This window comes from Mycolicibacterium stellerae, from assembly GCF_003719305.1.
Lineage (GTDB): Bacteria > Actinomycetota > Actinomycetes > Mycobacteriales > Mycobacteriaceae > Mycobacterium > Mycobacterium stellerae.
Genome location: NZ_RARC01000011.1, coordinates 122854 through 143684, shown reverse-complemented (window position 1 = coordinate 143684; position 20831 = coordinate 122854). Strand labels below are relative to the sequence as shown.

The 20831-nt window shown below is 66.5% G+C and carries 23 protein-coding genes; 9 read left to right on the top strand and 14 right to left on the bottom strand.

Annotated features, from left to right (window positions below; all coding sequences use genetic code 11):
* Positions 1 to 3: 3 nt before the first annotated feature.
* Genes D6M19_RS16175 through D6M19_RS16165 form a run of 3 tightly spaced genes read right to left on the bottom strand, consistent with a single transcriptional unit; the run spans position 4 to position 2332 of the window.
* Positions 4 to 744 (bottom strand): Rv2686c family ABC transporter permease subunit, encoded by a 741-nt coding sequence (locus D6M19_RS16175; RefSeq protein WP_123026239.1) that lies wholly within the window; start codon positions 742 to 744, stop codon positions 4 to 6.
* Entirely contained in the window at positions 744 to 1457 is a 714-nt protein-coding gene (locus D6M19_RS16170) for a fluoroquinolone export ABC transporter permease subunit (RefSeq protein ID WP_123026238.1), read from the bottom strand. The genes D6M19_RS16175 and D6M19_RS16170 overlap by 1 nt, the downstream gene beginning before the upstream one ends.
* Positions 1454 to 2332: an ABC transporter ATP-binding protein gene (locus tag D6M19_RS16165; protein WP_123026237.1), complete on the bottom strand. Its 879-nt coding sequence runs from the start codon at positions 2330 to 2332 to the stop codon at positions 1454 to 1456. The genes D6M19_RS16170 and D6M19_RS16165 overlap by 4 nt, the downstream gene beginning before the upstream one ends.
* 114 nt (positions 2333 to 2446) lie before the next feature.
* On the opposite strand from D6M19_RS16165, the gene D6M19_RS16160 reads away from it, so the two are divergent.
* Positions 2447 to 2911, top strand: a complete 465-nt coding sequence (locus tag D6M19_RS16160) for a GbsR/MarR family transcriptional regulator (RefSeq protein WP_164478515.1) — start codon at positions 2447 to 2449, stop codon at positions 2909 to 2911.
* A 37-nt stretch (positions 2912 to 2948) separates the two neighbouring features.
* Positions 2949 to 3413: an Rv1443c family protein gene (locus D6M19_RS16155; RefSeq protein WP_123026236.1), complete on the top strand. Its 465-nt coding sequence runs from the start codon at positions 2949 to 2951 to the stop codon at positions 3411 to 3413.
* Here the strand turns inward: D6M19_RS16155 and D6M19_RS16150 are convergent.
* The gene (locus D6M19_RS16150; RefSeq protein ID WP_123026235.1) at positions 3387 to 6005 is read right to left on the bottom strand and encodes an ATP-binding protein; all 2619 of its coding nucleotides are present in this window, start codon (positions 6003 to 6005) and stop codon (positions 3387 to 3389) included. The two genes, D6M19_RS16155 and D6M19_RS16150, sit on opposite strands and share 27 nt — an antisense overlap.
* Positions 6006 to 6163: 158 nt before the next feature.
* Here D6M19_RS16150 and D6M19_RS16145 point away from each other — a divergent pair, with 158 nt between their 5' ends.
* Positions 6164 to 6451: a DUF4242 domain-containing protein gene (locus D6M19_RS16145; RefSeq protein ID WP_123026234.1), complete on the top strand. Its 288-nt coding sequence runs from the start codon at positions 6164 to 6166 to the stop codon at positions 6449 to 6451.
* A 239-nt stretch (positions 6452 to 6690) separates the two neighbouring features.
* Here the strand turns inward: D6M19_RS16145 and D6M19_RS16140 are convergent, their stop codons facing one another.
* Genes D6M19_RS16140 through D6M19_RS16130 form a run of 3 tightly spaced genes read right to left on the bottom strand, consistent with a single transcriptional unit; the run spans position 6691 to position 11299 of the window.
* Complete coding sequence (locus D6M19_RS16140; protein WP_123026233.1) at positions 6691 to 8082, bottom strand: adenylate/guanylate cyclase domain-containing protein; 1392 nt, start codon at positions 8080 to 8082, stop codon at positions 6691 to 6693.
* A gap of 17 nt (positions 8083 to 8099) precedes the next feature.
* Positions 8100 to 9293, bottom strand: a complete 1194-nt coding sequence (locus D6M19_RS16135) for a class I SAM-dependent RNA methyltransferase (protein WP_123026299.1) — start codon at positions 9291 to 9293, stop codon at positions 8100 to 8102.
* A complete protein-coding gene (locus D6M19_RS16130; RefSeq protein ID WP_206428539.1) occupies positions 9293 to 11299 on the bottom strand; it encodes an APC family permease in 2007 nt (668 codons plus the stop codon). Before D6M19_RS16130 ends, D6M19_RS16135 begins: the two co-directional genes overlap by 1 nt.
* An 89-nt stretch (positions 11300 to 11388) precedes the next feature.
* Between D6M19_RS16130 and D6M19_RS16125 the strand changes: the two genes are divergently transcribed.
* Positions 11389 to 12063: a potassium channel family protein gene (locus D6M19_RS16125; protein WP_123026232.1), complete on the top strand. Its 675-nt coding sequence runs from the start codon at positions 11389 to 11391 to the stop codon at positions 12061 to 12063.
* Positions 12064 to 12732, top strand: coding sequence for a potassium channel family protein (locus D6M19_RS16120; RefSeq protein ID WP_123026231.1), 669 nt, complete (start codon positions 12064 to 12066; stop codon positions 12730 to 12732). It begins immediately after the preceding gene.
* A 9-nt stretch (positions 12733 to 12741) separates the two neighbouring features.
* Here D6M19_RS16120 and D6M19_RS16115 read toward each other — a convergent pair whose 3' ends face one another.
* The 3 genes from D6M19_RS16115 to D6M19_RS16105 form a co-directional block, all read right to left on the bottom strand.
* Complete coding sequence (locus D6M19_RS16115) at positions 12742 to 14172, bottom strand: MFS transporter (protein WP_123026230.1); 1431 nt, start codon at positions 14170 to 14172, stop codon at positions 12742 to 12744.
* Positions 14173 to 14814 (bottom strand): DUF3159 domain-containing protein, encoded by a 642-nt coding sequence (locus D6M19_RS16110; RefSeq protein WP_123026297.1) that lies wholly within the window; start codon positions 14812 to 14814, stop codon positions 14173 to 14175.
* A gap of 66 nt (positions 14815 to 14880) precedes the next feature.
* The gene (locus D6M19_RS16105; protein WP_123026296.1) at positions 14881 to 15252 is read right to left on the bottom strand and encodes an OB-fold nucleic acid binding domain-containing protein; all 372 of its coding nucleotides are present in this window, start codon (positions 15250 to 15252) and stop codon (positions 14881 to 14883) included.
* A gap of 132 nt (positions 15253 to 15384) precedes the next feature.
* Here D6M19_RS16105 and D6M19_RS16100 point away from each other — a divergent pair, with 132 nt between their 5' ends.
* The gene (locus D6M19_RS16100; protein WP_123026229.1) at positions 15385 to 16086 is read left to right on the top strand and encodes an alpha/beta fold hydrolase; all 702 of its coding nucleotides are present in this window, start codon (positions 15385 to 15387) and stop codon (positions 16084 to 16086) included.
* On the opposite strand, the gene D6M19_RS16095 is transcribed toward D6M19_RS16100, so the two are convergent.
* On the bottom strand, positions 16083 to 16832 hold the full coding sequence (locus tag D6M19_RS16095; RefSeq protein WP_123026228.1) for a DUF3710 domain-containing protein: 750 nt from the start codon (positions 16830 to 16832) through the stop codon (positions 16083 to 16085). The two genes, D6M19_RS16100 and D6M19_RS16095, sit on opposite strands and share 4 nt — an antisense overlap.
* On the bottom strand, positions 16832 to 17296 hold the full coding sequence (gene dut / locus D6M19_RS16090) for a dUTP diphosphatase (protein ID WP_123026227.1): 465 nt from the start codon (positions 17294 to 17296) through the stop codon (positions 16832 to 16834). Before dut ends, D6M19_RS16095 begins: the two co-directional genes overlap by 1 nt.
* 25 nt (positions 17297 to 17321) lie before the next feature.
* On the opposite strand from dut, the gene D6M19_RS16085 reads away from it, so the two are divergent.
* Positions 17322 to 17813, top strand: coding sequence for a DUF3093 domain-containing protein (locus D6M19_RS16085; RefSeq protein ID WP_123026226.1), 492 nt, complete (start codon positions 17322 to 17324; stop codon positions 17811 to 17813).
* 13 nt (positions 17814 to 17826) lie between these two features.
* Here the strand turns inward: D6M19_RS16085 and D6M19_RS16080 are convergent, their stop codons facing one another.
* Positions 17827 to 18129, bottom strand: a complete 303-nt coding sequence (locus D6M19_RS16080; protein ID WP_114739827.1) for a DUF4193 domain-containing protein — start codon at positions 18127 to 18129, stop codon at positions 17827 to 17829.
* Between the two features lie 163 nt (positions 18130 to 18292).
* On the opposite strand from D6M19_RS16080, the gene cei reads away from it, so the two are divergent.
* Positions 18293 to 18949, top strand: coding sequence for an envelope integrity protein Cei (gene cei, locus D6M19_RS16075; RefSeq protein ID WP_123026225.1), 657 nt, complete (start codon positions 18293 to 18295; stop codon positions 18947 to 18949).
* 22 nt (positions 18950 to 18971) lie between these two features.
* Here cei and D6M19_RS16070 read toward each other — a convergent pair whose 3' ends face one another.
* Positions 18972 to 19838 (bottom strand): inositol monophosphatase family protein, encoded by an 867-nt coding sequence (locus D6M19_RS16070; protein ID WP_123026224.1) that lies wholly within the window; start codon positions 19836 to 19838, stop codon positions 18972 to 18974.
* Between the two features lie 83 nt (positions 19839 to 19921).
* Between D6M19_RS16070 and ppgK the strand changes: the two genes are divergently transcribed.
* Positions 19922 to 20731 (top strand): polyphosphate--glucose phosphotransferase, encoded by an 810-nt coding sequence (ppgK, locus tag D6M19_RS16065; RefSeq protein WP_123026295.1) that lies wholly within the window; start codon positions 19922 to 19924, stop codon positions 20729 to 20731.
* Positions 20732 to 20831: the final 100 nt, after the last annotated feature.

Below are 20831 nucleotides of genomic sequence, written 5' to 3'. Positions count from 1 at the left end.
GCCTCAGTTGTTCTTGGCCAGGAAGCGCCGCAGCAGGAACCAACCGATCGCCACGTTATAGACGCCGCCCGCAACCACATACGGCCACCAGGTGCCGTGGTCGCTTGCGACCCAGAACGCCTTGGCCGCCCAATACGGCGGCAACACACCGAACGCGAGGTGCCACGCCGAACCGATGAACCACGGCAGGCAGGGCAGTCCTGCGATCAGCATCCCCAGTGCCCGCACCATTGCCAGACCCTGGATCTTGTTGCTCGCCACCGCGACGATCAGCAGCAGGCACACGACCGCAGACAAGCCCGAAAGCAACCCGATCGGGATCAGCGCCGGAAGCATGCCGGGCGCCAGAATCCCGCTCAGGGAGGTCGTCGCGATCACATATACCGTGGTCACCACGATGACCGTGGTTGCCCGATAGCCCAGGAAATCGCGCAGCGGGAGCGGGGTGACCCGCAGCGCCGTCAGCGTGCCGGCGTCGACCTCGTCGAGGACAAGGAAGGCACCTAACCCGCCGACTATGATGATGCTGGTGAGGAGCAAGAACGCGGTGAGTACCAGGGGGTAGTAGGGAACGAGGTCGAAGTCGTAGCGCCTCGCCAGCATCTCGGTGAACAGCGGGGTGAGGAATGCCACCCCGGTGGTCCAGATGACGGGAGCAAGCACGATCATGACAAGTAAGGGGTCACGGTAGGTGCCGCGAATATCGTTGCGGCCAAACGCAACCAGTGCTCTCGCGCCACTCATCACTGCCCTCCTGATCGTGTGACGACGTGGCGCACAAAAAGGACTTTCGCCATCCACCACATACCTGCGATGCACAGCATCGGGTACGCCAGCGCATACCCGGCCTGCCACGGCGCGAGGCTGATCTGGTCGAAGGCCACTCCGAATAGCAGCAGCGGCCCGGTGGTGGGGATCAGGTATGCCAGCGGACTCGGCCACAGCCCGGAGTAGTACAGGACGGGTGGGACCGTCATCACGGCGAGAGGGATCGTCGCCGCCAGGAACCAGTCGCTGATCGAGGCGAACGGCAGTGACGTGGTGAATCCGACGAGCAGCATCAGTAGCGTCCCCAGCACGACCGCAACTACCAAAGGTAATGGGCGGTAATTGAATCCGTGACTCATCGTCGGAACCGTGAGCGCCACCAGTAGGGAGACCAATACAAGCAGCGTCAGCTTCGCGCCCAGGTATTCCCAGAACCGCAGAGGGGTGGAGATGACTGCGCTCAGGGTGCGCTCCTGCTTCTCGAAGAAAACCGTGCCCGCGACGAAGAAAAACCCGATGATGCACGTGTCGCCCAAAAGGATGTACGGCTCGGCGATCGCGCGCAGGCGACCCGACATCGGCAGCAGCACCGACAGCCAAATCAGTCCGGAGAATATTGCCGCATAGAGAAAGCCCTGCCGAATCTGGAGCGTGAACTCCAACCGAAGCGCGTTCGCAAACCGCGTCATCGCAACCGCCGACCGGTGATCTCGACGAACACATCATCGAGGCTGGCTTCCCGGCTGTGGATTGTCTCCACGTGGTGGGTGCGCAGCAGCGTATGAAATGCGCTGTCGTCGGCCAGACTGTCCATGTCGAACTCGGCGGTCTCGAAACCGGGCTTCTCACCGCGATATTCGACGCGCACTAGCCGCTGGCCGCGCGCGACCTTCAACTCGGCGGGACTGTCCATCGCCTCAATACGCCCGTCGATCACGAACGCCACCCGATCGCACAGTTCGTCGGCGGTGGCCATGTCGTGGGTCGTTAGAAAGATTGTGCTGCCACGTGCTTTCAGACTCAAGATAATGTCTTTGACCTTGCGGGCATTGACCGGATCCAGGCCCGAGGTCGGTTCGTCGAGGAACAGCAGCTCTGGGTTGTTGATCAGGGACCGCGCGAAGGTCAACCGCATCTGCATGCCCTTGGAATACTTGCCGACTCGCGTGTCGGCGTCGTCGGTCAGGCCGACCGCCTCAAGCAGCGCCAGCGGGTCCGCTGTCTCGCCCGAGTAGAGCGACGCGAAGAACTGCAGATTCTCCAGGCCAGTGAGCTTTTGGTAGTGGTTGGGCAACTCGAACGAGACACCAATCCGCTGGTAGTAGTCCGATCCCCAGGCCAGCGGACTCCTTCCCCATACCGCGACCTCCCCGCCATGACCGCGCAGCAGGCCGATCAGGAGTTTCTGGGTCGTTGACTTTCCGGCTCCGCTGGGCCCGAGAAAGCCGAAGATCTCACCACTGCTGACCGAAAAATCCATGCCGCGCACGGCCGGCTCGGCTGCCTTCGGGTAGGTGAAGGTGAGTCCGCTCACCCGAATTACCTCGGTCGCGGCGGTAGACATAGCCGGTGGACTCCTTCCGACAAACGGATCTCGAGTTCCGACCAGACTTCCCGGAGCACCAGCACCGACTATACTGAAATTTCAGAGATTACTGAAGAGCCGAGAAGGACTCCTGTGGCCGACGCAAATCACCAGCACGCGGCCGAGCAGCTCGCGCTCGTCCTGACCAACCATGGGCTTCAGCGCATGACAGCTCGGGTACTGGCCACTCTGCTGTTCACCGAGCAGCAGACGATTACCGCGGGAGAGCTCGCCGACCGGCTGCACGCCAGTGCGGGTTCGGTTTCAGGAGCAGTCAAAATGCTGACCTCGGTCGGCCTTGTCGAGCGGGTGCCTGCGCCCGCCAGCCGACGAGACCACTTCCGGCTCCGAGACGACGCCTGGGCGGTCCTCTACACCAATCAGAACGAAGTACTCGCGGCAATGAAGAAGGCGGCCCAGGCGGGGATCGCGGCGACTGAGCGCAAGAGCCTGGCGCGACGCCGTCTCACGCAGATGAACGACTTCTACGACTTTCTGCTGGGCGAGATCCCCCCGCTGCTCGACCGGTGGCGTCAGCGCTCCGACGGTGAGACGTAGGGCTCCAACCGACGGCTCACCCGATTAAGTTCAAGCAATGATCGTCGAACGGCAGAACATCGTCGACGCCCCACCGGAGCGGGTGTGGGCGCGCGTCGTGACGCCCGAGGGCATCAACGACGAACTGCGGCCGTGGATGACGATGTCGATGCCGCGCGGCAAGGAGTCGTTGACCGTCGACAACGTTGCGGTCGGCACTCCTGTTGGCCGCTGTTGGATGCGGCTGTTCGGCGTCCTGCCCTTCGACTACGACGACTTGACGATCGCCCAACTGTGGCCTGGCCGCGGCTTCCACGAAGAGTCGACGATGCTGTCCATGCGGCTCTGGCGCCACGAGCGCACCCTTGAACCCGACGGCGACGCGAGAACCGTCGTCCGCGATCGCCTCACCTTCGAGCTGCGGGCGCCATTGCGGGCGCTGACACCGATCGTCGCGGCGGGCATCGGTGCGCTGTTCGCCCACCGGCAGCGACGGCTACGGCGCCACTTCGGCGGACGCTGAATCCGCCAGAAGTCCCAGCTCCCTTGCCTTTCGGACCGCATCGCGTCGCTTGTTCACGTCGAGCTTGGCCAGGATCGCCGACACGTGATGATCGACCGTCTTTACCGACAGGTACAACCGCTCGGCGAGTTCGGCGTTGGTGAGGCCGTCGTCCAGCAGGCGTAGCACCTCCACCTGACGAGCCGTCAGTCCCGCCGGGTTCGCCAGGGTCGCCGCGCGTCTGCGCGCAGGCACCACCGCCATCCCTTGTGAGCGCAGATCTCGTCGCACCTTCGCGGCGACGGCGTCGGCACCCAGCCGGTCGAGGATGTCGAGCGCACGCGCCGAGAGCGCAGGCTCGCCGGAGTCGACCAGCGCGAGCGCACCGTCATAGGGCATTGACAGCCGATGGAACTCGTCGGCCGCCGCCTCAAATGCGCCGTCGAGAAGCAGGCGGTAGGGCTCGGCGACACCCGCCGTGCCGACGGTGTCGCCGAGTCGGCGAAGCCAGGCGGCCAACTCACCCCGCGACCATTCCAACCCTTCGGTCGGGCCGTCTTTCAGCAGTTCGCGACACCGGTTCAGTCGTTCGTCAGATGTGCCTGTCAGCCAAGCAAATTCGGCGATTGCGGCTGCGACGGGCAACATGCGGATCGGTTCGCCGAACCGGCACGCGAGTCGCCAGGCGTCATCGAGCGAGTCAACCCCGGCGCCGCGCCGACGCAGCGCCACCAGAGCACGAATGAGGGAGGGCCAGGTTCGGGCCAACGGCGCGCTTGGCCCGTCGAGCACCCGATCGGCATCCGCTGTCGCGTCGTCCCACTCGCCGACCATCAGCTCGAGCCTTGCCCGCGAACCGATCTGCCACACCCGGCAGATCGGCAGATCGTGTTCCAGCATGAGCGGAATGCTGACGTCGAGCAGCTCGGCCGCCACATCCAACCGGCGCTGCTCCACGTCGAAGTACGTGATGTTGCTCCATCCGCCCGAGTACAGCTCGTCGATGTGCCTCGGCCCCGAGTTCAGGATGGCGAGAATCTCGTCTCGCCCCGACTCGTCGCCGTTGAGCACGGCTCCGTAGCTCTCGATCAGCCTCACCCTGATGGTCAACGCCGAATCGCCTGTCTCGTCGGCGATTTCGCGAGCCCTACCGATCAGCGTCGCAGCCCGGTCGAGATCACTGGCCTGCACGGCGAGATATGCCTGCATGGCGAACGCCTGACCGAGCTGCACGAGTTGATCCGCGTCGTCGGTGTCGACATCGAGCACGTCCATCGCCTCCACCGCATGCCCCTCGGCGAGGTCCCGGTTCGCGCTGTACCACTGATACACCGACAACGAATGATGGTTTGCGCTGACGGCCGTCGACTCACCGAGCTCCTGCCTGATGCGCATCGCGTGTCGGCACGCGGTGATCGCATCGGGCAGCTTGTCGATCAGGTAGAACTCCCACGCCAGCAGCTCGAGCAGCTCCGCCTCGTCGTGCGGTTCCGACCCGCCGCCGTGATCGAGCGCGATCGTGAAGAACTCGGCGGCCTGGGTGTGAGCGCCAGACCGGGCGGCCGCGACGCCCGCGTCGTAGGCGGCTCGCCGGATCCGTTCGACGTCTTGGGCGCCGATCGCGTGGTGAGTCAGCACCGCAGGATCGACATCCGACGTCGCCTCATATGCGTCGAGCAGCCGTCGGTGCAGGCCGGCGCCCGCACCCGGCGGGATGACGCTGCTGATCGCCATCCGGCACAGGTCGTGCCGGAACGCGACACCGCGCGGGCTCCTGCGGATGAGTCCCGCGTCGGAAAGCGCCCGCAGTGCGGGCAGCGTCACCCCGAGGTCCGTCAGCAGGCGGTCCGGGACAGCCCCGGGTGAGCAGCTCAAAAGGTTGAGCGCATCCCAGGCGGACGAGTCGAGATCGGACGTGCGCGCCAGCACCGCGTCCCGAACCGTCGTCGGGAGGTCGACGTCGGAGTCGCGTTGATGCTCGAGCATCTCGCATACGAAGAACGCGTTGCCCCCGGTGATGCGGTGCAGCCAGGCCGCATCGACCGGACTCTCACCGGTAAGCGCCTCGACGGCGTTCAGGCTCAGCGGCGGCAGCGGCAGCGAGCTGGCGCGCGGCGAGCGTGCCACATCACCGAGCAACGCGCGCAGGGGATGCCGCACACCGACCTCGTCGTCTCGCATGATGCCGACGGCCAGCGACCGCGTCTGCGCGATCCGGCGCAACACGAACCTCAAGAGGTCGATGGTGCCTTGGTCGGCCCAGTGCAGATCGTCGAGGACGAGCACCGACGGCGCCGTCTTCAAGTCTTCGTAGACGGCTTCGAAGATGTCATAGGGCTGCCCACTTTCGGCCAACGACGTCTGCGTAGCGGGTGCGAGCCGGTGGGCGACGTCGTGAACGGGCCCCAACGGTCGCGGTGTTGGCAGCGGGTCGCACGCACCCCATAGCAACCGCTCGCCAGAGACCCATCGGTCCACGAACGTCTCGACGAACGATGTTTTGCCCGCGCCAGACTCCCCCGAGACAAACACCATTCCGCCGCGGCCCGCCCGCGCGTCATCTGCCCTGGCGATGATCTCGCCGAGCTCGTCGTCCCTGTCAGCGAGCTTCACGAAGCCTGATGATAGTGGCGTGCACCGCTGCGAGCAGCAGAAATAGAGCCGACATCGAATATGGGGAGGTTCTCCCCATGTGCTCGACGTCCTGATCGCCGAATGTTGGTCATGCCCGACACACGGTCGCGGCAGACAACACACAGGAGCAAAAAGCCATGAAGCGCTATGTCATCGAACGGGAGATCCCCGGTGCAAGTGACCTCGGCCATGACGAGTTGGCGGCAATCGCAGGCAAATCCAACGATGTCGTCGAATCGCTCGGCGTGCCGTACCGCTGGATCACCAGCTACGTCGCGGGCGACAAGATCTACTGCGTGCACGAGGCGGACGACGAGGACGCCATCCGCGAGCACGCCCGCCGCGGCGGATTTCCGGCCAACAGCGTCACCGTCATCGCCAACGAAATCGGGCCGCACACCGCGGAGGCGGCGACCACACACTGAGAAGGGGGGTGTCGCGGTGCGAGCGCTAACGCGTCAGCACCGCGACACTCTCTGGTGTCCTGAGTCGCAGGTTCAGACGTTGTCGGGAGCGACTCCCGACTGGTCACAGGACATGGTGGTTCACCGATTTCTGCACCAGGGCACTGGCACCGCTCAAGATCGCGACCACTATGCAGAACTCGCGACGCAGGTCACCGATGACTGTGTGCTGCAGCATAATTAACGACTCAGCACACTAGCTAGCTCAGGCCGTCAAGCCGCCAGATCTGTACCGGTTCGGTCCGCGTCTTCATGGTGACCGCGCCGAGCGATGTGACATTGGCGTCGGTCAGCTGCCGATAGGTCGCATCGCTGATCGCAATCGCCCCCACGGGTGCCGCCGCTTCGATGTGGGCAGCGATGTTCACAGTGTCCCCTAGCACCGTGTAGGCCCGCTGCCTGCCGTCGCCGACCACGCCGACACTGGCGGAACCGGTATTGATCCCGGCTCGGAACCTCGGCCATCCCAAATGCTGTTCGGCGACGCGCTGCGCTGCGGCCTGAAAGTCCACGGCGGCCCGCGCGGCTCTCGCGACGTGGTCGGGCTGGTCGACGGAGACGTTGAAGGTCACCATCACCGCGTCGCCGATGAACTGGTCCACGCGTCCACCTGCTGCCCGTATCCCTGGCAGGACAGCCTCGAAATAGGTGTTCAGCATCGTGTGCACGACGTCTGGCGGATTCTCTTCGGAGAACTTACTGAAGCCCTTGAGATCGGCGAACAACACTGTGACATCACGGGTTCCTGCGGCCACGTCATCGAGGTACAGGTCGCTGAAGCGTTCGTCAGACGGCATCCGCGCCGACGCTGTCGCAATCGCGGCGAACGCCGCGATCATCAACACGTGCCACAGCCACCAGGAAGCGCGCCAGCTTTGGGTGATCGAGACCGCTAGCGCCGTCTCACCCAGCAACACCCAGGCAGCCGATATGGCCGCCAGCAGACCGGCGCCGCGGTTGCGTGCAATGACGAGGTAGCGCGTGGCGGCCACAGCGAATGCCACAGCGGTCGGGACGCCCAGCATGATCATGAACGCCGAGCCTGACTCGACCGGCATCGGATCGTCCAGCGGTGGTGTTTCGAGGATCGACAACGCCGCCCACGCCGCCACGGTCGCCATCAGGCCGAATCGCATGGTGTCGAAGTGGCCCGCGACCCACTGGGCTCGTGCGCCCTCCAGCGGGATGGCCGACCAGAGGGCGAATACGGCGGCCACCGCGAGGCCGATTGGGACAGCGACGAGGAAGCCGGCGTTGGCATGTGAGATCACCACGCGGGGCGTGGCGAGCGCGTGCAGTCCGAGAAATGCCGCGGATGCCAGGAACGACAGGGAAACCAGCGCAAGGCGAGCGTCGGCTCGTCGCTTCGCCGACGTTCCGATCGACCAGCCGAGAGGGGCAGCGATGATGGCCGCGCCCAGCACGACCCAGAAATGCGACGGATGGTGGTTCCAGTGCCCATCGATCGACGGTCGGGACAGCAGCAGCGCAAACCCGGCCACCGGCGTCGCCAGCGCGACGGCAATGGCGATCACCCGACGCCTCGACATCACATTGTTCATCATCGCCACTTCGTCCCGCAGAATCGGCATCTTCGCTGATTGCCCACCTATCGCGTCAGCACCGCGACACTCTCGATGTGGTGGGTCAACGGGAACGAGTCGAACACCCGCAGATCCTCCACCCGGTAGCCGTGTCCCAGATACAAACCGATGTCGCGGGCGAATGACGCTGCCTCACAACCGATGTGAACGATCCGCGGCACGGCAGCCGCCGCGAGCAGGTCGATCACCTCACGCCCCGCACCCGACCGAGGCGGATCGAGAACCGCCACGTCGGCACGTCGCGACTGTGCCGAAATCGCGCGACGCACGGAGTCGGTCACCACCGAGACACTGCCCAGATCGGCCAGTGCGGCCCGCGCCGCACGCGAGGCGCCGCGCGACGTGTCTACCGTCAGCACGTGCCCGGCGTCGCCGACGGCCTCACCGAGCACCGCGGCGAAGATCCCCGCACCGCCGTAGAGGTCCCACGCCACCATTCCGTCGCCCAGCTGTGCCCATCCGCCAACCAGCTCGCTGTACACCCGCGCGGCGTCACGGTGGGCCTGCCAGAACGCTGTCACCGGCACCCGCCACACCCGGTCACCGACTCGTTGGGTCGCCTCGTAGCCGCCCTCTACGACACGGGTGGCGGTGCGCCTGCCGATACGCGGGCCGGACTGCACGACGTGGCGCGCACCGTCGTCATCCAGGGCGACGTGCACGTGTGCGCCAGCAGGCCAGGCGCGATCACCGATGCCGTCGAGCGCCGCCTGCGGCAACTGCCCGCACCGCAGGTCGGAGACCAGCTCCGCGCTGTGGTAGCGGTGAAAGCCTGCGCGTCCGCCATCGGAGACGTCCAGCCGAACCCTGGTGCGCCAGCCCGTTGCTTCGCCGGCACCGACCGGTTCGGCGGACGCATCCGCCTCCTCGCACCAGTGATACCCGCCCAGCTTGGCCAGCTGGTTGGCCACCACCGCGCCTTTCAGCCTGCGGGCCGCCTCTGGCGCGGCGAATGCCAGATCACAGCAGCCGGCCCCGTCCACACCCGCAATCGGGCACAACGAGTCGATCCGATCGGGCGAGGCTTCGAGCACCTCGACAACGTCTGCGTGCCAATAGGATCCGTGATCGGCCACCACCCGGACACGGACCTGCTCCCCCGGCAGCGCATAGCGGACGAACACCACCCGGCCTTCGTGCCGCGCGACGCAACTCCCCCCGTTTGCCGGCGGTCCGGTGGCCAGCGTGAGTTCGTCGATCAATCCAGGAAGCCTCGACGGGCGTCACCTGGCGCCACATGCGGTTGCAGCTTCTTGAGCCGTTCCGACGAATTCAGCTGCCAGGGAACGGAAGTCACCATCACATTCGGCATGAAAAGCAGCCGGCCCTTGAGCCGCAGTGCGCTCTGGTTGTGCAGCACCTGCTCCCACCAGTGGCCGACGACGTATTCGGGGATGAAGACCGTGACGACGGTGCGCGGTGACTCCTTGCTGATCCGTCTGACGTATTCCAGCACCGGGCGGGTGATCTCCCGGTAGGGCGAGGCGATCACCTTGAGCGGCACCGAGATATCGCTGTCTTCCCATTTGTGCACCAGCTGCCGGGTCTCGCTGTCGTCGACGCTGACGGTGATGGCTTCCAGTTCGTCGGGCCGGGTCGCGCGCGCGTAGGCCAGGGCGCGCATCGTCGGCAGATGCAGCTTGGACACCAGCACGATGGCGTGATTGCGGCTGGGCAGCACGATCCCGCCCTCCTCGGCGGCCTGCTGCTCCTCCAGTTCGCGCGCGACAGTGTCGTAGTGCTTGCGGATCGCCTTCATCAGCATGAACAGGCCACCCATCGCCAGGATCGCGATCCACGCCCCCGCCATGAACTTCGTCACCACGACGATGATCAACACGGTGCCGGTGCAGATGAATCCGATCGTGTTGATCACGCGCGAGCGTTTCATCTTCGCGCGCGCGTCGGGATTGTTCTCCACCGTCAGCAACCGTGTCCAGTGCCGCACCATGCCGATCTGGCTGAGCGTGAACGACACGAACACGCCGACGATGTAGAGCTGGATCAGCGCCGTGACCTGAGCCTGGAACGCGACGATGAACGCGATAGCCGCGAAGGCGAGGAACAGGATGCCGTTCGAGAAGGCCAGCCGGTCGCCCCGGGTGTGCAGCTGACGGGGCAGGTAGCGATCTTGGGCGAGAATCGAGCCCAACACAGGGAAGCCGTTGAACGCGGTGTTTGCCGCGAGCACCAGGATGAGGGCGGTGACACCGGCAATCAGGTACAGCCCGATCGGAAAATCGTGGAAGACCGCGTCGGCGAGCTGCGCGATCATCGTCTTCTGTTGGTAGTCGGCAGGCGCGCCGACCAACTGTTCGTGCGGCCGCTCGGCCATCTTCACGCCGGTCTCCTTGGCCAGCAGGATGATGCCCAGGAACAAGCTTACCGCGATGCCGCCCAGCAGCAGCAGTGTCGATGCGGCATTGCGGGACTTGGGTTTCCGGAATGCGGGCACCCCGTTGCTGATCGCCTCAACGCCCGTGAGCGCCGCACAGCCCGACGAGAACGCGCGTGCCACGAGGAACACCATGGCGAAGCCCAGGACATCGCCGTGCTCGGAGTGCAACTCGAAGCCCGCCGACTCGGCGCGCAGCGGCGTGCCGAGCACGTAGATCTGAAACAGGCCCCAGCCCAGCATGATGTACATGCCGACCATGAAGGCATAGGTCGGGATGGCGAACGCGGTGCCGGACTCGCGAAGGCCCCGCAGGTTCGCCGAGGCCAGGAGCAGGATCGCCAGGACAGCGATTAACACCTTGTGCTCGTTGATGAACGGCACCGCCGACCCGATGTTGGACATCGCCGACGCCATCGACACCGCAACGGTGAGCACGTAGTCCACCAGCAGGGCGCTGGCCACGGTGAGCCCGGCCGTTGGGCCGAGGTTGGTGGTCACCACCTCGTAGTCACCGCCGCCGGACGGATACGCGTGCACGTTCTGCCGATAGCTGGCGATGACGATCAGCATCACCGCCCCGACGGCGACCCCGATCCACGGCGCCATCGAGTACGCGGACAAGCCGGCCACCGACAACACCAGAAAGATTTCCTCTGGTGCATAGGCGACCGACGACAGCGCGTCGGATGCGAAGACCGGCAGGGCGATCCGCTTGGGTAACAGCGTGTGGGCGAGCCTGTCGCTGCGGAACGGCCTGCCGAGGACCAACCGGCGCGCGGCGGTCGAAAGCTTGGACACGAGTGCCAAGAGTAAGCCCAGACGGGTTTGGCGGTAGCGTTCCGAGTGCGCAGATTCGAAGACGGCAATTTCAGGCAGCAGCCGAAAGGACCGCAAAAGTGCGAGTAGTGGTGATGGGGTGCGGCCGGGTGGGCGCATCGCTGGCCGACGGCCTGGCCCGGATCGGGCATGACGTCGCGGTCATCGACCGTGACAGCACGGCGTTCAACCGGCTCAGTCCCGAGTTCCCCGGCGAACGCGTGCTGGGGATGGGATTCGACCGAGACGTGCTGCTGCGGGCGGGCATCGAGGAAGCCTCCGCGTTCGCCGCCGTGTCTTCCGGGGACAACTCGAACATCATCTCGGCGCGGGTGGCCCGCGAGACGTTCGGCGTCGAACGGGTCGTCGCCCGCATCTACGACGCCAAACGCGCCAAGGTCTACGAACGGCTCGGCATCCCGACGGTGGCCACCGTGCCGTGGACCACCGACCGGCTACTCAACGTGCTCACCCGGGAGACCGAGACCACCAAGTGGCGCGACCCGTCGGGCAACGTCGGCGTCGCCGAGCTTGCCCTCCATGAAGGCTGGGTGGGCCGCAGGGTGACCGAGCTGGAGGCCGCCACCGGGGGCCGGGCGGCGTTCATCATCCGGTTCGGCACCGGACTGCTACCCGATGCGAAGACGGTGATCCAGGCCAGCGACCAGGTGTACGTCGCCGCCATCGCAGGCCATATCGCCGAGGCGCTAGCCATCGCCGCCCTGCCGCCGACCGAAGACAGCGAGGGCGCGTAGATGAAGGTCGCGATCGCAGGCGCGGGCGCCGTCGGCCGATCCATCGCACGGGAGCTCATCGAGAACGGGCACGAGGTCACGCTGCTCGAACGTAACCCCGGCCACATCGACGTCGACGCCATCCCTGCCGCACAGTGGCGCCTCGGCGACGCTTGCGAGCTCACCCTGCTCGAATCCATTCATCTGGAGGACTTCGACGTCGTGATCGCCGCGACAGGTGACGACAAGGTCAACGTCGTGGTCAGCCTGCTCGCCAAGACGGAATTCGCGGTGCCGCGCGTGGTCGCCCGCGCCAACGATCCCCGCAACGAGTGGCTCTTCGACGAGGCGTGGGGCGTCGACGTCGCAGTGTCCACCCCGCGGATGCTGGCCTCACTGGTCGAGGAGGCCGTCGCGGTCGGCGATCTGGTGCACCTGATGGCGTTCCGAACGGGCCAGGCCAACCTGATCGAGATCACCCTGCCTGCGGATACGCCATGGGGCGGTAAGCCGCTGCGCAAGCTGGCGCTCCCCCGCGATGCGGCCCTGGTGACGATCCTGCGCGGCTCACGGGTCATCGTGCCCGAGGGCGACGAACCGCTCGAGGGCGGCGACGAACTGCTCTTCGTTGCCGTCACCGAGGTCGAGGACGAGCTGCGCGAGCTGCTGCTGCATCCGCAGAACCGCTGACCACCCTCGTCAGTACACAGGCGGCGGCGTCGCCCGGTCGTGGCATCCCGCCGCGGCCTCCGCAGAGACCCGGCTGTAGTCGCCTTCGTCGTTGCGGATGCCCGCCCACGAGATCAGGCCCGCCACCGCGAAAAGCACGGCAGCGGTGTACATGCCGTGCCGAAATCCCTCGAAATCCATTGAGTTGCCGATGATCACACCCGCCAACGCGATCGCGATCAGCCCGGCGATGCGGGAGATCGCGTTGTTGATCGCCGAGCCGATCCCACTCTGCGCCGGAACCACCGCCGCCAGGATGGCCGACGTCAACGGCGATACCGTCATCGACAGCCCAAGCCCGAACATCACCAGGCCGGGCAGCAGCTGCGTCCAGATGTCGAACGGCTCAGCCACGCGTGTCATCAGCAGATAGCCTGCGGCCGCAACCAGTGGGCCAAGAGCCATGTAGAGCCGCGGCCCGTGCCTGCCCGCCAGGGTGCCGAATCGCCGCGCGAGGAAGAACGACAACACCGGGATCGGGAGCGTGGCCAGGCCGGCCTCGGTGGCCGACAAGCCCGCGGTCTCCTGCAGGAACAAGGCCACCAGCAGCATCCCCAGCGATACCGCGGCATAGAGGAACACTGTGGCGAGGTTGCCGACGGCGAAGTTGCGCGCCGAGAAGATCTGCGGCGGCATCATCGGGTTCGGCGCCCTGCGTTCCCACCATGGGATCGCGATCAGGCAGGCGACCCCGACCACCAGGCTGGTGAGCACCGCGGGATGGGACAGGCCCAGGCGCTGCTGCTCGATGAGGGCGTACACCGCCCCCGCCAGGCCGACGGCGGTGAGCACCGCGCCGACGACATCGACCCTGGTCTGCCGGTCGGGGCGGAACTCTTCCTGCGAGAGCTTGGTGGTCAGATACAGCGTGACGACCAACGGCACGATGTTGACCCCGAAGATCCACCGCCAGCTCAGCGCGTCGACGAGGACGCCGCCGAGCAGCGGGCCGATGACGAAAGCCGTTCCGGTCCAAGCGGTCCAGGTGCCGATCGCGCCGGCCTGCTTGGCACCCGAGAACCGGGCGTTGATCATGGCCAATGAACTCGGCACCAGGAAGGCTGCGCCGACACCCTGCAGGCAGCGGGCGGCCACCAGCACCCAGCCGCTCGGTGCGACCGCACACAGCAGCGACGACCCCGCGAAGATGAGCAGCCCCGTCCTCAGCACGGCCAGCCGCCCGAAAGCATCGGAGATCGCGCCTGCGATGAGAATCAGCGCGCCAAGGGTGAGCAGATAGCCGTCGATCACCCACTGCTGCAACGCCAGCCCGCCGCCGAGGTCACGGCTTATCGCGGGCAGCGCGAGGTTGACCACCGAGCCGTCGAGGAACGCCACGAACGAGGCCAGGATGGCGACGGCGACGAGCCGTCGATCGCTTCGCTCGCCCGGTTGTGCCAATTAGGTTTCCCGGACCGCGTCCTCGGCCTCGGTGGCGTCCGAACCGACACCTTCGGGGTCGGCGGCCGGGGCGTGCGCGTGCAGGGCTCGCTGAGCCGACCGGATCGCCAGATATGTGGCCAAGGCCGCCACCGCGGTCAGCGGCCAGCCCATCGCGATGCGCGCCGTGGCCAGCCAGCCCGTCTCGTCAGCGTCGTAGAGGTGGCGCTGGACGACGAACCGCGACGCGAACACCAGCACCCAGGTGATCGTCGCCATGTCGAATACCAGGACCGCCTTGCGCACATTGCGCCAGGCGCGGTCGTGTCCGTTGACCCAGCTCCAGATGTAGCCGACCACGGGCCTGCGGATCAGCACCGAGACCAGGAAAACCACCGCCCAGAAGAGCGACATCCAGATGCCGTACAGGAAGTAGCCCTTGGACTCGCCGACGATGTAGGCGATCAGCGCGCAGATCCCGACGCCCACGAACCCCGATATCGCCGGCTGCACGGATTCCTTGCGGGCCAGCCGCCAGATCAGGATGAGGGCGGCGACAGCCAGCGCCGCGACGATCGCGGGTACGAGCCCGAATAGCGAGGAGACGGGGACGAACACCAGAACGGGCAGCGACGAATAGATCAGGCCGCTGATGCCGCCCATCTGCTCAAGGATGGCTTGAGCGCCGGTTTGCTTTTCGGACACGAGTTAAACGGTACGTGCCCGCGACTACTTCTGAATTTCGTAGTGCGGGTTGTAGATCGCCTTCGTGCCGTTCTCGAGCTTGCCCATCCGGCCGTGCACCCGCAGAGTCCGGCCGGATTCGATGCCGGGAATGCGGCGCTGTCCAAGCCACACCAGCATCACCGCCTCGGTGCCGTCGAACATCTCTGCCTTGATGCCACCCGCGCAACCCTTGGCGTTCGCCTCGACGCTGCGCAAGGTGCCGACCATTGTCACTTCCTGGCCGCGCTGGCAATCGACCGCCTTCTGGGCGCCGGTGCTTGCGGCTTCTTCGTTCAACTCTTCGACATCGAGTTGCTCCGGGTCCTCCGTCAGCCGGCGGGTGAGCCGGCGCAGATACCCTTCGGCCGTAGCCATGGCGTCTCCTGCCATCCTGTGAATCCACCGTGGATCCCCAACCAACGCCACGGTAGACCTGTTAGTTCCGTAGCGCCACGCTGGGGGATACCCGCCACGCCGGTGATTTACGCCACACGGCACGATCGAATCATGGCGGTCGATTTACGCGGTGTGACGGCGGTTCTGCTGCCGGGTACCGGATCCGACGACGACTACGTCTACCGGGCGTTCGCGGCCGCCCTGCACGACGCAGGCGCCGTCGTCGTGACGCCCCCGCCGCAACCAGACAGGCTGATCGACAGCTATGTCGCCGACCTCGACAACGCCGCGCGGCTGGGCGCGATCGCGGTGGGCGGGGTGTCCATCGGCGCCGCGGTGGCTGTGAATTGGGCGTTGGCCCACCCGGCCCGCGCCCTCGCGGTGCTTGCCGCGCTACCGCCGTGGACGGGCTCGCCGCAGACCGCACCCGCCGCGCAGGCCGCCAAGCATTCGGCCGACCTGCTGCGCAGGGACGGATTGGTGTCAGCGACCGCACAGATGCGCGCATCGAGCCCGGCGTGGCTCGCCGACGAGTTGACCCGGTCCTGGGTCGGCCAATGGCCATCGCTGCCCGATGCGATGGAGGCGGCGTCCCGATATGTCTCACCGACCTGCGCAGAGCTGGAGAGGCTGGCGGTGCCGATGGGCGTCGCCGCGGCCACCGACGACCCCGTGCATCCGCTGGAGGTCGGGTTGGAATGGGTTGCCGCTGCTCCTCGCGCGGCCCTGCGCACCGTCACGCTGGACGACATGGGCGTCGACCCTTCGGTGCTCGGCGCCGCGTGCCTTGCCGCCCTGCTCGACGCCAGCTAGCCGCCGGTGATCGTGCGCAGCTGTTGCATCGCCGACCCGTGCTCACTGCGACGTGCCACGGGCTGCGTCTCGGGTGTCTGCGGTTGCTGCTGCGCGGCCTGTTGGGCGGCAGCCGCCTGTTGCTCGGCGGCGACCCGGAGCTGCTCGGCCATCGGCTCGGGCAACTGGACCGGAAGTGGCGTGCGCACCGGCAATGGCGTGTCGCCGCGACGAACGACGGTGTCCGCCAAGGCTTGCCGCGCCTCATCGCTCAGCGCGTCGATGGTCTGCTGCGGCCCGTTCACGACGCAGCGGATCATCCACCGGTAACCGTCGACACCGATAAACCGGACGACACCTGCAGGCGCCGCGCCGACCACTTCCCGACCCCATGGCCCGTCTTCGATCCGCACCTCCGAGGCGTCCTTGCGCAGCGAGTCCGACAGCTCCGAGGCGACCTCACGCCACAGCGCCGAACTCTTCGGCGCTGCATATGCCGCGACGGTGAACCGGCCGTTGGCCGTCACCACCCACACCGCGCTCGGGACGCCTCCCTCGGTCAGCTCCACCTGCACCTGCCCGGCCTCGGGCATCGGGATGAGCACCGAGCCCAGATCCAGCCGGGCCTGCGCCGCGGCGGCCGGGTCGTCGAAGTCGTCGATATCGAACGGGCCGTCCAGCTCGTCGTCACCTACGCCCGAATCCGTTCCGACCGTCGCGTCGTCGAAACCGTCATCTTCGGGTCTGGCGTGTCTACCAAAAGCCATCACAAACTCGCATGTCCGCCGGAGGAACCGTGGCCGCCGTCGCCACGGGAAGTGTCGGCCAAACCGGCCTCATCGAACGAGGTCACCTCGACCAGCTCGGGTAACTCCACCCGCTGCACCAGCAGCTGGGCGATCCGATCACCACGATGCACGACGATCGGCGCGGCGGGGTCAAGGTTTATCAGCGCCACCTTGACCTCGCCGCGGTAACCCGCGTCGATCGTGCCGGGGCTGTTGACGATCGAAAGTCCTACGCGCGCAGCCAAACCCGACCGTGGGTGTACCAACCCGACCATTCCGTACGGAACGGCCACCGCAATACCCGTCGGCACGAGGGCGCGATGGCCGGGCGGCAGCTCGACGTCGACCGCGCTGAACAGATCGATGCCAGCATCGCCGTCGTGAGCCCGGCTGGGCATCGGCAGGTCGCGGTCTAGGCGGACGACTGCCAAAGGGGTGGACACGACGCATGAGATTACCCTTGGCGGCGTGTCCGACACGCGCGCAGCACCACAAGTCGTGCGCTATTCCGAACGGCTGTGGGTGCCGTGGTGGTGGTGGCCGCCCGGCCTGGCAGTCGCGGCTCTGATCGCGCTCGAAGTCAATCAGGGTGTGCGCGCCCTGCCCAACTGGGTGCCGTTCGCCGTGCTGCTGCCCGTCGCAGCGGCGGTCCTGATCTGGCTGAGCAAGACCGAGGTGCGGGTGATCAGCCCTGGCACGGGCCACCCCGCCGGGGAGACCGAGCTATGGGTCGGCGACGCACACCTGCCCGTCAGCGTCATCTCCCGGTCGGCGGAGGTGCCCCGGTCGGCCAAGTCGGCTGCGCTGGGACGACAGCTGGATCCGGCAGCGTATGTCCTGCACAGGGCCTGGGTCGGCCCGATGGTGCTGGTGGTGCTCGACGACCCCGATGACCCGACGCCGTACTGGCTGGTGAGCTGTCGTCACCCGGATCGGGTGCTGTCCGCGCTGCGCAGTTGACCGGTCTCCGGTCTCAGGCCGCGCAGTCGGAGCAGATCATCACGCCGTTCTTCTCGCTGGCCAGCCGGCTGCGGTGATGCACCAGGAAGCAACTCGAGCACGTGAACTCGTCTGCCTGCTTCGGGATCACCCGCACAGACAGCTCTTCGCCGGATAGGTCGGCGCCGGGCAGTTCGAAGTTTTCGGCGGAATCTGATTCGTCAACGTCCACTACGGCAGACTGAGCTTCATTACGCCGAGCCTTGAGTTCCTCCAGTGAATCCTCGGAGACATCATCGGTCTCGGTGCGCCGTGGGGCGTCGTAGTCAGTAGCCATCTCGTGTCCCCTCCGTGAACCATGCGACAGAGCTTTGTACCAGCGTCGAACGCATCCGCCAAATAATTCGTGCCCAGATTCACCGATCAACTACTGTGATTTACATCACAGTAGGTCGTTGTCCCGGTCCAGCGGGTGGCAGCGCGGGTTCTAGAGTGCACTTGTGGTCAGTCAAATCACCGAGGGCACGGCCTTCGACAAGCACGGGCGGCCATTCCGCCGGCGCAATTTCATGCCCGCGATCCTGATGTTCGCCGTGCTGGCCGTGGTGACCATGATCATCTGGGTGGTCGCCCTCAATCGCCCGCCCGACGTGACAGAGGCCGCGGCGTGCAACCCGCCTGTGGACAACACCTCAAGCGACCCCACCCAGTCCAAGCTGGGCGAGCAGGTGACCCGTGCCTCGATGACCGAGGTCGGCCCCGCCAACCTCGCCGACACCAAGATCAGGGTGCTCAACGCCAGCGGCCAGGGCGGCCAGGCCGCCGAGGTGGCCGGGCAACTGCGCGACCTCGGATTCGCCGATCCGACGGCCGAGAACGACCCCCTCTACGGGAACAACCGGTTGGCGTGCCAGGGCCAGATCCGGTTCGGCCCCGGTGGCCGCGCGGCCGCGGCGGCGGTCTGGCTCGTCGCCCCGTGCGTCGAGTTGTATCAAGATCAGCGGGCCGACAACACCGTGGACCTCGCGATCGGCACCGACTTCACCGAGCTTGCGCGCAGCGACGACGTCGAAGCGGTGTTGTCCAGCCTGCGACCGGAGGCCACCGCGCCAGCCGATCCGACATTGATCTCGAAGATCCACAGCGGGGCGTGCTGACCGAAATCGCTTGCAGCCAATCCTATTTCGCGAGCCAGCGATTGCCCGACCTCCGCAGCGCGTCGGTAAACGCCTCGTCCACGCCCGGCGCGGCCGCGACGAGCAGACCGCTGCCGGCCGTCGGCCCGCTCACCGGCGGCACCCGCACGATCGCGCCGGCCTCGGCGGCGACCAGGGCGCCTGCCGCCCAATCCCACACGTTCAGGTTTTCCTCGTAGAACGCGTCGAGGTGGCCCGCGGCGACCAGACACAGATCGAGGGCCGCCGAACCGAGCCGCCGGATGTCGCGGATCTGCGGAAGCAGCGTCGCCAGGACCGATGCCTGCTGTTGACGCAATTGGGGGTCGTAGCTGAATCCGGTGCCCACCAACGACATTGACAGGTCGTCGACCTGGCTGCACCGCAGCGGCGACGTGGTCGCGCCGCGCCGCACATGCGCGCCGTGGCCGCGCGCTGCGGAGTACAGCGCACCGTCGACGACGTTGGCGACCGCACCTGCCACCGACCGCCCGTCGACCTGGACAGCCACCGAAACCACATAGGCGGGTAGCCCGTAGACGAAGTTCACCGTGCCGTCGATCGGGTCGACGACCCAGGTCGGACGGCCGGCGGCGTCGTCCGACCTGCCGCCACCCTCCTCGCCGAGCACCTGCTCGCCGGGGCGTAGTTCTGCCAGCCGGTCACGAAGCAGCTGTTCGGTTTCGGTGTCGACGATGGTCACGGGATCGGTCGGGGTGCTCTTGGCGCGCACCGCCGGACCGGCCGAATCGCCTTGAGGTGCACCGCTGAAGACTTCCTCGCGGCGGCGCCGCACGAAGTCCGCCGCCTCGGCCGCCAACCGCTCGGCAACCGCACGGAGTTCTGCCGGATCGAGCGCTAGTCCGTCCACCGACTTATCGCAGCACAAATTGTCTCCAACCGGTTGCCCGGCACTCCTACGCAAGCACCGCGGAACTACTAATGTGGGCGCACATGACCGCCGCTGATTCACCCGCAGCCGATCCCAGTACCAACGGAGGTTCGCACCGCAAAGGGTTCGGCGTCGACGTCGGCGGAAGTGGCGTCAAGGGCGGCATCGTCGATCTCGACACCGGCCTGCTGATCGGTGAGCGCTTCAAGATCGCCACCCCACAGCCCGCCACCCCTGAGGCCGTCAGCAAGACCGTCGCCGCCGTCGTGCGCGAGTTTGGCTGGACCGAGCGGGTCGGTGTGACCTATCCGGGCGTGGTGGTGGACGGCATCGTGCGCACAGCCGCCAACGTCGACAAGGGCTGGATCGGGTGCAACGCCAGCGAGTTCTTCGGCAAGGAGCTCGACGGCCAGCAGGTGACTGTGCTCAACGACGCCGACGCCGCAGGCCTTGCCGAGGAGAAGTTCGGCGCCGGCCGCGACAACAGCGGGGTCATCGTGTTGCTGACGTTCGGTACCGGCATCGGGTCGGCCGTGATCCACAACGGCGTACTCCTGCCCAACACCGAGTTCGGCCACCTCGAGGTCGGCGGCAAGGAAGCCGAACACCGGGCAGCGTCATCGGTCAAGGAGAACAAGGGCTGGAGCTACGAGCGCTGGACCAAGGAAGTCACCAGCGTCCTCGTCGCGATCGAGAACGCGATCTGGCCGGACCTGTTCATCGCGGGCGGCGGCATCAGCCGCAAGGCCGACAAGTGGATTCCGCTGCTGAAGAACCGCACCCCGGTCGTCGCGGCGACCCTGCTGAACACGGCCGGAATCGTCGGAGCGGCGATGGCCTCGGAAATCGACGTCACCGCTACTGCCAAGTAGCCACGCCCGAGCGTGTCAAATTTGCCGCTCGGCGCGGCGTTCCCCAACACTGTCGTTACAATGGTCAACGGCGGCCGCAACGAGAAAGCGGCGAGAATCC

What these genes read in the sequence shown, in the direction of transcription:
- D6M19_RS16155 (WP_123026236.1), top strand. Translation starts at nt 2,949, where the DNA reads ATGATCGTCGAACGGCAGAACATCGTCGACGCCCCACCGGAGCGGGTG.
- D6M19_RS16080 (WP_114739827.1), bottom strand. Translation starts at nt 18,129, where the DNA reads ATGGCTACTGACTACGACGCCCCACGGCGCACCGAGACCGATGATGTC.
- D6M19_RS16095 (WP_123026228.1), bottom strand. Translation starts at nt 16,832, where the DNA reads ATGGCTTTTGGTAGACACGCCAGACCCGAAGATGACGGTTTCGACGAC.
- D6M19_RS16110 (WP_123026297.1), bottom strand. Translation starts at nt 14,814, where the DNA reads ATGGGCGGCATCAGCGGCCTGATCTATTCGTCGCTGCCCGTTCTGGTG.
- ppgK (WP_123026295.1), top strand. Translation starts at nt 19,922, where the DNA reads ATGACCGCCGCTGATTCACCCGCAGCCGATCCCAGTACCAACGGAGGT.
- D6M19_RS16105 (WP_123026296.1), bottom strand. Translation starts at nt 15,252, where the DNA reads ATGGCTACGGCCGAAGGGTATCTGCGCCGGCTCACCCGCCGGCTGACG.
- D6M19_RS16175 (WP_123026239.1), bottom strand. Translation starts at nt 744, where the DNA reads ATGAGTGGCGCGAGAGCACTGGTTGCGTTTGGCCGCAACGATATTCGC.
- D6M19_RS16120 (WP_123026231.1), top strand. Translation starts at nt 12,064, where the DNA reads ATGAAGGTCGCGATCGCAGGCGCGGGCGCCGTCGGCCGATCCATCGCA.
- D6M19_RS16140 (WP_123026233.1), bottom strand. Translation starts at nt 8,082, where the DNA reads ATGCCGATTCTGCGGGACGAAGTGGCGATGATGAACAATGTGATGTCG.
- D6M19_RS16145 (WP_123026234.1), top strand. Translation starts at nt 6,164, where the DNA reads ATGAAGCGCTATGTCATCGAACGGGAGATCCCCGGTGCAAGTGACCTC.
- D6M19_RS16100 (WP_123026229.1), top strand. Translation starts at nt 15,385, where the DNA reads ATGGCGGTCGATTTACGCGGTGTGACGGCGGTTCTGCTGCCGGGTACC.
- D6M19_RS16170 (WP_123026238.1), bottom strand. Translation starts at nt 1,457, where the DNA reads ATGACGCGGTTTGCGAACGCGCTTCGGTTGGAGTTCACGCTCCAGATT.
- D6M19_RS16165 (WP_123026237.1), bottom strand. Translation starts at nt 2,332, where the DNA reads ATGTCTACCGCCGCGACCGAGGTAATTCGGGTGAGCGGACTCACCTTC.